Consider the following 8,705-nt stretch of genomic DNA (forward strand, 5'->3'; position numbering starts at 1 on the left):
CCGCCTGCGAGGCCGTCCTCGGCCCGCGCCGGACGGTCGCCGTGCTCGGCCCCGGCGGCGTCGGCGGGCTGCTCGCCGCGCTGCTGGCGCGCGCCGGGCACCGGGTGATCTGCCTGGCGGGGGAGACGACCGCCGAGACGCTGCGCCGGGACGGGATCCGGGTGCGCAGCGCCCGGTTCGGCGAGTTCACGGCGCCCGTCGAGGCGGACACCGAGCTGCGCGAGCCCGTCGACCTGTGCCTGGTGACCGTCAAGCACACCCACCTCGCCGCCGCGCTGGAGCGGGTCCCGCCCGCGCTCGTCGCGGACGGCCTGGTGGTGCCGCTGCTGAACGGCATCGAGCACCCGGCGGAGCTGCGCGGACGGTTCGGGGCCGAGCGGGTCGTCGGGGCCGTCGTCCGGGTCGAGTCGGCCCGGGTGGCGCCGGGGGTGATCGAGCACGGCAGCCCGTTCACCGAGATCGACCTCGCCGGCCCGGCCGACCGGCTCACCGCACTTGCCGGACTGCTGGACGGCGCGGGCGTGCGCACCCGCGTGAGCGAGGACGAACCGGCCGTGCTGTGGGCCAAGTTCGCGTTCCTCGCCCCGTTCGCGCTGCTCACCACGCGGTACGGGGTCCCGATCGGCCGGGTCAGGACCGAGCACCGCGCCGAGCTGGAGGCGCTGGTGGCGGAGGCCGTCGTCGTCGCCCGCGCCTGCGGCGCCCCGGCGGACCCGGCGCGCTCGCTGGCCCTCTACGACGCGTTCCCGCCCACCGCGAAGTCCTCCATGCAGCGCGACGCCGAGGCAGGCCACCCGCTGGAGCTGGACGCCATCGGCGGAGCCCTCCTCCGCGCGGCCGCCCGCCATGGCGTGCCCGTCCCACTCGCCACCCGCCTGGTCGGCGAGCTGGGCTGAGCCGCCCCGGCGCGGCGCGTTCGCCGGAAACGCGGTCGTCGCCGCGGCGCCGCGGTCCACCGCCGTGCGCGGGCCGGGCAGCCCGCCACGCGACGAGGATCAGCGGACGACGTCGAAGACGTTCTTCTGTACGCCGTTGGCGTAGGCCTCGTGCTCGACGAGCTTCAGCTTCTGGGCGTCCTTGTCCGTGCCGCTGAACAGGCGCTTGCCCGCGCCGAGCAGGAGCGGGAAGACGAGAAGGTGGTAACGGTCGATGAGGCCGGCGTCCGAAAGGCTCTGGTTCAGGGTGGCGCTGCCGTGGACGATGATCGGGCCGCCCTCGGTCTCCTTCAGCGCGGCGACGTCGTCGAGCGAGCGCAGGATCGTGGTCGGGCCCCAGTTCGAGACCAGGTCGTCCTCGGTGAGGGTGGTGGAGACGACGAACTTCGGCATCTCCTTGTAGTCGGCGAAGTCCGTCATGTCCGGCCACACCGGGCTGAACGCCTCGTAGCTGGTCCGGCCCAGCAGCATCGCGGTGGCCTCCTGCTGCTCCCGGCCCTTGATCTCGAACGCCTCGGGGAGGAAGTCGATGTCCTTGAAGGTCCAACCGGAGTTCCGGTAGCCGGGCTCGCCGCCCGGGGCCTCCACGACGCCGTCCAGGGAGATGAAAGCGGTGCTGATCAACGTACGCATCCGGGGTTCCTCGGTGTCTCGTGTTCGGTTCTCGGCACATTCGATCGGTGCGCGCCGCGCTCGCAGTCGCGGTCGAGGCGCACCAGCCGTGATCTATGACTATGGATCACGGCGAAACTCATCGCTCGTTCGTGTTCTTCATCGGACCCCCAGGTCGGGTCTGAACCGGCACTGACAGTACGCCAGTGTTAGACGACTGTGCAAGACGCTTGTTCAAACCCGGTTCGGGCGGTAGCTTCGGCGAGCCGCCTACGGCCCATCTGTTGAGCCGGCGGCTTACTCGACCGTGGATGTCGTGCTGTAGCGCGCACTTGATCACGGTTCGGTTCACAGTGGGGCGCCGCGGCCATGGGGGTGGCGTGCGTCAGAGAGAAGGGGGAAGCGTGATGTCGAAGTCGCGAGAATCGCTGGCCGCGTTCGTCGAGGCGACGGCCAGGGAGTACGGCCTGCCGGGAGTCGCCGTCGGGGTGTGGGCCGGCGGGCAGGAGGTCTACGCCTGCCACGGTGTGACGAGCGTCGACAACCCGCTGCCCGTCGACGAGCGGACGCTGTTCGTGCTGGGCTCGGTCTCCAAGACGTACACAGCGACCGTGCTGATGCGCCTGGTCGCCGAGGGGCGCGTCGAACTGGACGCGCCGGTGCGCCGCTACGTCCCCGAGCTGGTGCTTCCGGACGAGCGGGCCGCTGCCGGGATCACCGTGCTCAACCTGCTCAACCACACCGCCGGGCTGGACTGGCGGATGAACGTCGACACCGGTGAGGGGGACGACGCCCTGGCCGCGTACGTGGCGAGGATGTCCGAGTCGCAGCCGATCGCTCCGCCCGGCGCCCGGGCCTCCTACAGCCAGATGGCGTTCAACCTGGCCGGACGGATCATCGAGAAGGTGACCGGCCTGACCTACGAACAGGCCGTCACCTCGCTCCTGTTCGAGCCGCTCGGACTGTCGGACACCTCCTTCGCGGTCAACGAGGTCATGACCCGGCGCTTCGCCGTCGGACACACCGTCGGCGAGGACGGCACGCCCGCCGTCGCGCGGAAGTGGAAGGACACCCGCGCCAACAACCCCGGCGGGGGCGGCGCGTCCTCGGTGGCGGACCTGCTCCGCTGGGCCCGCTTCCACCTCGGTGACGGCCGGGCCCGGGACGGCGCCGAGGTCCTGCCCGCCGAGGCCCTGCGGCGCATGCGGCAGCAGACCGTCGAACTGCACGGCAGTACGCTCGGCGATGCCTTCGGCATCTGCTGGTTCCTGCGCGACGTGGACGGCGTGCGCACCGTCGGCCACGGCGGCTCCACCAACGGCCAGTTCGCCGAACTCCTCATCGTGCCCGAACGCGACTTCGCCGTCGTCGCCCTGTCCAACGCCGGCCCCGACGGCGGCCTCGCCTTCAACCGGGCCGCCCTCCGCTGGGCGCTCGAACACCACCTGGGGGTCGTCGAGCGGGACCCGGAGCCGCTCCCCTTCGACGAGACCCGGGCCCGGGAGGCCGCCGGGACGTACGAGAACGACGTGATGGCGCTCACCATCGCCGTCGACGGTGCCGGGCTGACGATCGCCTGCACCATCAAGCCGGAGATCCGCGCGGCGGCCGACACCGAACTGCCCGCGGACCTGCCCCCGGCCGATCTCGGCCTGCTGCCCGGCGACGGAGACGAGTACATCGTTACCAGCGGCGGCCTCACGGGTCAGCGCGGCTTCTTCACCCGCGACGACACCGGCACGATCACCGGAGCCGACCTCGCCGGCCGCCTCTTCACCCGGGCCCCGGCAGACCGGTAACCCGATCGCGGCAACGTCGCACCGGCCGATCAGGCCACACGGAGGGCCGGACGACGGTCAGCCGCCGGGCCGAACCCGGCCGGCGCTGGTTGCGCGTTCGAATCCCGTGTCCTCCGCCATGGCCAGGAAGCAGGAAGCAGGAAGCAGGAAGGCAGTCGAAGGCCCGGGCCGCTCGCGGCGGTCCGGGCCGTCGTCATGTCGTGGTCCCGGTTGTGGCCCGGCCGCCGGTCCGGCCGGTTCTCACCGGGCAGCGGGGCGCACCGACGGCTTCACGGAGTCGGCGTGACGGTGAGCAGGCCGGTGGCGCGGTCCGCGGTGAGCACGCCGAGGATGTAGCCGTCCTCGTCGACGACGGGCCAGACCGTCAGGTGCTTGACCCGCATCGCGATCGCGGCCAGCGCCAGGCCCATGGTCGGCCAGGCGAACGGGCCGCGCTGGTGCGCGGTGGCGCTGATCGTGGTCCGCTCGGTGTGCCGGGAGGGGGCCAGGAACGGACGGAGTCCGGCGCGGGTGACCAGCCCCTCGCACCGGCCGTCGTGGTCGCGGACGAGCAGGTACTCGATGTCGGCGCCGCGGAAGATGTCGTTGGCCTGGTCGACGGTGTTGTCGTCGGCTATCTGGTAGTCGTACGAGTCCATGGCGTCGGCGACCGTGAGGCCGCGGCGTGCCGGCTGCGGGGAGTGAGTGGTCACGGTGCTCACCGTTCCCGTCTCCGGCTGCCTGCCGGGCCGTCCTTCACCCAGAACGAAGCCGGAACGGGTACCGGGATGCGGGATGCCCTGGATGTCTACGACCCTACTCCGGTGGCGGGCGGTTCGGGGAACCGCTGCGGACCAGCGCGGGAGACAACCGACGGCATTCCGTACTCGGGTCTCAGCGCCGACGCCGGGTAGTGCCTGCCGTCAGGCCCGCCCTGCCCGGCCCGTGCGGACGGCGCCCGCGCTCGCGGCCATCACCAGGACGATCGCCGCGCACTGGCCGGCGGACAGGGTTTGGTGCAGGACCAGGAATCCGGCCAGGGCGCCGACCGCCGGGGCGAGGCTCATCAGGACCGCGAAGGTCGCCGCCGGCAGGCGCCGCAGGGCGAGTACCTCCAGGGCGTACGGGAGTCCGGAGGAGAGCAGCGCCACGGCCAGGCCGAGCGCCAGCACCCCGGGGTCGAGCAGGGCGGTGCCCGCGGCGGCGATCCCCAGCGGCAGGCTCATCAGCGCCGCCACGGCCATCGCGACCACGAGCCCGTCCAGGCGTGGGAAGCGGGCCCCGGAGCGGGAGTTGAGGACGATGTACGCCGCCCACAGCGCGCCGGCGGCGAGCGCGAACCCGGCCCCGGCGAGGTCGAGCCGCTCGAAGCCGTCGCGGCCGAGCAGGAAGACGCCCGCGAGCGCGAGCGCCGCCCACACCAGGCTCACCGCCCGGCGGGCGGCGACCACCGACAGCACGAGCGGGCCGAGCACCTCCAGCGTCACGGCGGGGCCCAGCGGGATCCGGTCGATCGCCTGGTAGAAGAGGATGTTCATGCCGCCGAGCGCCACACCGAAGGCCCCGGCGACGGCCCAGTCCCCGCGACCGTGGCCGCGTAGCCGGGGCCGGCAGACGGCCAGGAGCAGCACGGCCGCGATCGTCACGCGCAGCGCGACCGTCCCGAACGGCCCGACGCGCGGGAACAGCAGCGCCGCGACGGCCGAGCCGAACTGCACCGACAGGGTGCCGCCCAGCACCAGCCCGACCCCGCCGAGGCCGCCGCCGGTCCGGCTCGCCGAGTTGCTCGCTGTCGCCGGGGTGCCCGGTGTCGCCGGGATGCTCGGTATGGCCGCGGTGGCCGGCATCGCCGCGGTGGCAGGTATGGCCGCGGTGGCCGCCGTCCGGGACATCCCGGACATCGTGTTCGTCATGCCCCCCACCGTAGGGACTCGTTCGTGCGCCGGGAAATGCCGATCGTCGAGCCGTTATGCTTCCGAAGCATGACCATCGAGCTGCGCCACCTGCGGGCCTTCCTCGCCATCGTCGAGGAGGGCACGATCACCCGCGCCGCCGCCCGCCTCCACACCGGGCAGCCCGCACTCTCCCGGACCCTGCGCCAGCTGGAGGACCACCTCGGCGTCCGCCTGATCGACCGCTCCACCCACCACCTGGAGCTCACCGCCGCCGGCCGCACCTTCCGCGACCGCGCCACCGCCGCCCTCGCCGCCGTCGACAGCGCCCTCGACCCCGGCACGCTCGCCTCCCCGCCACTGCGCCTCGGCCACCCCTGGGCCGCCCTCGGCGACCACACCATCCCGCTGCTGCGCCGCTGGGACGACGAGCACCCCGACGTGCCGCTCGAACTGCGCCGCATCGACGACCGCACGGCCGGGCTCACCCAGGGCCGGGTCGACGTCGCCCTGCTGCGCGGCGAGGTCACGGCGCCCGGCCTGGTCACCGAGCTGCTGCTGGACGAGGAGCGGGTGGCCGTGGTGCCGGCCGCGAGCGGGCTCGCCGACCGCGAGGTCCTCACCCTCGCGGACCTCGCCGCCTGGCCGGTCGCGCTGAACACGGTCGCGGGCACCACGACCCTCGACCTGTGGCCCGCCGGCCACCGCCCCACCGCGACGATCGAGGTCGCCAACACCGACGAGTGGCTGACCGCCATCGCCGCCGGCCGGGCCGTCGGCATCTCGACGGCCGCCACGCCCCGGCTGCACAAGCACCCCGCGATCGCCTACCGCCCGCTCGCCGACGCCCCGCCCGTCCCGCTGTTCCTGGCCTGGCGCCGGGGCATCCCCTCGCACCCGGCCATCGCGGACCTGGTCCGGCTGGCCCGCGCGGTGGTCACGGGGAACTGACGCGTACCGGTGGTCCAGCGAGCGGGCGCCCGATCGTCGGTGTTTCGCCCGGAACCTGTCGAGGCACATGACAACTCGCTAGCATCACGGACCGTAACCACCCGGGAACCGCGAAGGTGTCCCGGCGACGGAGGGGGAAGCGGCATGCGATACGCGGACGGACCGCGGACGTACTGCGAGGTGCACATCAAGGCCACGGTCGAGGAGGTCTGGTCGCTGGTCACCGACATCGCCCTGCCCGCCCGGCTTAGCCCCGAACTGCGGGGCGTCGCCTGGCTCGACGGGGCGCAGGGGCCTGCGGTCGGGGCCCGCTTCGAGGGCCACAACGAGAACGAGCGGCTGGGCAACTGGCGGACGGTCTCCCACGTGACGGAACTGACCGACCGGGAGGTGTTCGCCTGGACCGTCACCGACGCGGACGGCCGCTTCGGCCGCCCCTCGACGGACCCGGCGGCCTCGCTCGCCTCCTGGCGCTACGAGCTCACGCCGGAGGACGGCGGCACCCGGCTGCGCCACTCGGTGCTGATCGGCCCCGGTCGCAACGGCGTGACGGCCGCCATCGACCGCTGGCCGGACCGCGAGGAACAGATCATCGAGGTCCGCCTCGGCGAACTGCGCACCGGCATGACGGCCACCCTGGACGGCATCAAGACCCTGGCGGAGCAGGGGAGTTAGGGGCCGAACACTTCAGAGAAGCCAGGTACCGGCCGAAGGACCGCGCGCAGCACGGAAGTCAGGCGCCACCCTTGGAAGACCGCACCGCACTCCTCGACGCCGTCCGCGCGTCCGCCGCCCGGTTCGCCGCCTCCGTCTCGGCCCTGACCGAGACGGAGGCCCGACCGGCCCGGTCGCGTCCGCCCCCGGCCACGTGCTGCTCGCCTGGCTCGCCGGCCGCGGCCCGGCACCGGACGCCGCGCTGCCGGCCCCGCCGCCGTGGCCGCAGCCGCCGGCGCCGGGGTGGGGGTGAGCCTTCGATCCGCCCGGCAGCGCTGACATTTGTCACGGCCCATCGGTGTACCAGCACACTGCCCCGCGAGGGGTGCCCCCGGCCAGCATGAATGCCATGACCTCCACCGAACCGAACCACCCCGAGACCCTCCGGGCCTTCCGCACGATCCGCCGCCTCCTGGGCGCCTACCTCGGGCTCAGCCTCGTCACGATGGCCGCGATCGTCGCGCTCGCCGGCCACCCCGACCTCGTCAACGTCGCCGTCTGGATCCGCGGCAGCGCCGTCGCGGCCAGCTCGGTGATCACGCTCGTCCTGGCCGTCAAGGCGGCCGGGGGCTCCACCGGGGCGTTCCGCCGGCTGCGGATCATCTCGACCGCGATGCTCGTCGCGGTCGTCGTGATCATCGCCATGCCGGGCACGTTCCCGTTCTGGATGAAGGCCGAGCAAGCCCTGTGCGGCGCCCTGCTGCTGGGGGTGGCCGTGATCCTCAACGGCCGCCACCTGCGTACGCTCTTCGCGGCCGCCCCGTCGAATTGAGCTCGGGCCGGCGAGCTGAGACCCGACGGAAGGCAGGCGCACCCGTGACCGACGAAGGACCGGACTCCGGATCGTCCGGATCGCACCGCTGGGCGTTCGGCTGGCGCCGCGTCATGCTGGCCACCGGGATGCTCGTCTACCCGGCCCTCACCGTCCTCAGCGTTTCCCACACCGTCACCGGGTCGCAGGCCGTCGCCGGGTACGCGGTCGTCGCGGCCTTCACCGTCTGCTACGCGGCCGGCGGCTTCGCGTACGCCCGCGGCCGGCGGCGCCAGGCCGAGCTCCTGACGGCCGGGCAGGCGGCGCTGTTCGTCGCTGCCATGCCCTTCGCCCACGCCGACGCGTTCTTCCTCGGCACCGGCGTGGTGGCGTTCGTCGCCGTGCTGTTCCCCGCCCGGGCCACCGCGGCCGTGGCGGTCGGCACGGTCGGCGCCCTCGTCCTGCCGTGGGCCGTCCGTCCCTGGCACAGTGGGCCCGGCTGGTTCCAGGCAATCGCCCTGCTCTTCAGCTCGCTCACCGTGCGCGGGTTCTCCGAGATCGCCACCACCAACCAGGAACTCGTCGCGGCTCGCGCGGAGGTGGCGCGCCTCGCCTCGGAGGCCGAGCGCAACCGGATCGCCCGGGACCTCCACGACCTGCTCGGGCACTCGCTCACCGCGATCACCGTCAAGTCCCGCCTGGCGCAGCGCCTCGCCGTCAAGGACGTCGCCCTGGCCGTCGAGGAGATGGCCGCCGTGGAGGACCTCTCCCGGCAGGCACTCGCCGACGTGCGGGCGGCCGTCTCCGGCTACCGCGAGGTGACCCTGGCCGCCGAACTCGCCAAGGGTCGCGAGCTGTTGCGCGCCGCCGGGGTGGTCGCCGACCTGCCGGGCGCCACCGATGCGGTGGCGCCGGCGCACCGGGAACTGTTCGGCTGGGTCGTCCGGGAGGGCCTGACCAACGTCGTCCGGCACGCCCGCGCGGACCGCTGCGCGGTGCTGCTCACCGGCACCTCGGTGGAGATCCGCGACGACGGGCCCGGCGCGGGCGCGGGCGCGGCTCCCGGCGCGGG

General features: G+C 73.6%; 9 protein-coding genes. 6 read left to right on the forward strand and 3 right to left on the reverse strand.

Going from position 1 to position 8,705, the window contains the following annotated elements:
• Positions 1-41 precede the first annotated feature (41 nt).
• Positions 42-896 (forward strand): 2-dehydropantoate 2-reductase, encoded by an 855-nt coding sequence (locus tag AB0O00_RS22855; protein WP_363654578.1) that lies wholly within the window; start codon positions 42-44, stop codon positions 894-896.
• 99 nt (positions 897-995) lie between these two features.
• On the opposite strand, the gene AB0O00_RS22860 is transcribed toward AB0O00_RS22855, so the two are convergent.
• Positions 996-1,568: a dihydrofolate reductase family protein gene (locus tag AB0O00_RS22860; protein WP_363654562.1), complete on the reverse strand. Its 573-nt coding sequence runs from the start codon at positions 1,566-1,568 to the stop codon at positions 996-998.
• A 386-nt stretch (positions 1,569-1,954) separates the two neighbouring features.
• Between AB0O00_RS22860 and AB0O00_RS22865 the strand changes: the two genes are divergently transcribed.
• A complete protein-coding gene (locus AB0O00_RS22865) occupies positions 1,955-3,346 on the forward strand; it encodes a serine hydrolase domain-containing protein (RefSeq protein ID WP_363654564.1) in 1,392 nt (463 codons plus the stop codon).
• Between the two features lie 269 nt (positions 3,347-3,615).
• Here the strand turns inward: AB0O00_RS22865 and AB0O00_RS22870 are convergent, their stop codons facing one another.
• Complete coding sequence (locus tag AB0O00_RS22870) at positions 3,616-4,038, reverse strand: CBS domain-containing protein (protein ID WP_363654566.1); 423 nt, start codon at positions 4,036-4,038, stop codon at positions 3,616-3,618.
• Between the two features lie 210 nt (positions 4,039-4,248).
• The gene (locus AB0O00_RS22875) at positions 4,249-5,238 is read right to left on the reverse strand and encodes an EamA family transporter (RefSeq protein WP_363654568.1); all 990 of its coding nucleotides are present in this window, start codon (positions 5,236-5,238) and stop codon (positions 4,249-4,251) included.
• 69 nt (positions 5,239-5,307) lie between these two features.
• Between AB0O00_RS22875 and AB0O00_RS22880 the strand changes: the two genes are divergently transcribed.
• From AB0O00_RS22880 to AB0O00_RS22895, 4 genes are all read left to right on the forward strand, one after another.
• Complete coding sequence (locus AB0O00_RS22880; RefSeq protein ID WP_363654570.1) at positions 5,308-6,168, forward strand: LysR family transcriptional regulator; 861 nt, start codon at positions 5,308-5,310, stop codon at positions 6,166-6,168.
• A 144-nt stretch (positions 6,169-6,312) separates the two neighbouring features.
• Positions 6,313-6,843: an SRPBCC family protein gene (locus tag AB0O00_RS22885; protein ID WP_363654572.1), complete on the forward strand. Its 531-nt coding sequence runs from the start codon at positions 6,313-6,315 to the stop codon at positions 6,841-6,843.
• A gap of 388 nt (positions 6,844-7,231) precedes the next feature.
• Positions 7,232-7,654, forward strand: coding sequence for a hypothetical protein (locus tag AB0O00_RS22890; RefSeq protein ID WP_363654574.1), 423 nt, complete (start codon positions 7,232-7,234; stop codon positions 7,652-7,654).
• Positions 7,655-7,698: 44 nt separating this feature from the next.
• On the forward strand, positions 7,699-8,705 hold a 1,007-nt coding region (locus AB0O00_RS22895), incomplete at its 3' end, for a histidine kinase (RefSeq protein WP_363654576.1).

Source organism: Kitasatospora sp. NPDC093558, from assembly GCF_040683475.1.
GTDB lineage: Bacteria > Actinomycetota > Actinomycetes > Streptomycetales > Streptomycetaceae > Kitasatospora.

Bases quoted from the DNA above. Each gene is read 5' to 3' on its own strand.
- AB0O00_RS22875 (WP_363654568.1), bottom strand. From the start codon at position 5,238: ATGACGAACACGATGTCCGGGATGTCCCGGACGGCGGCCACCGCGGCC.
- AB0O00_RS22880 (WP_363654570.1), top strand. From the start codon at position 5,308: ATGACCATCGAGCTGCGCCACCTGCGGGCCTTCCTCGCCATCGTCGAG.
- AB0O00_RS22885 (WP_363654572.1), top strand. From the start codon at position 6,313: ATGCGATACGCGGACGGACCGCGGACGTACTGCGAGGTGCACATCAAG.
- AB0O00_RS22860 (WP_363654562.1), bottom strand. From the start codon at position 1,568: ATGCGTACGTTGATCAGCACCGCTTTCATCTCCCTGGACGGCGTCGTG.
- AB0O00_RS22890 (WP_363654574.1), top strand. From the start codon at position 7,232: ATGACCTCCACCGAACCGAACCACCCCGAGACCCTCCGGGCCTTCCGC.
- AB0O00_RS22865 (WP_363654564.1), top strand. From the start codon at position 1,955: ATGTCGAAGTCGCGAGAATCGCTGGCCGCGTTCGTCGAGGCGACGGCC.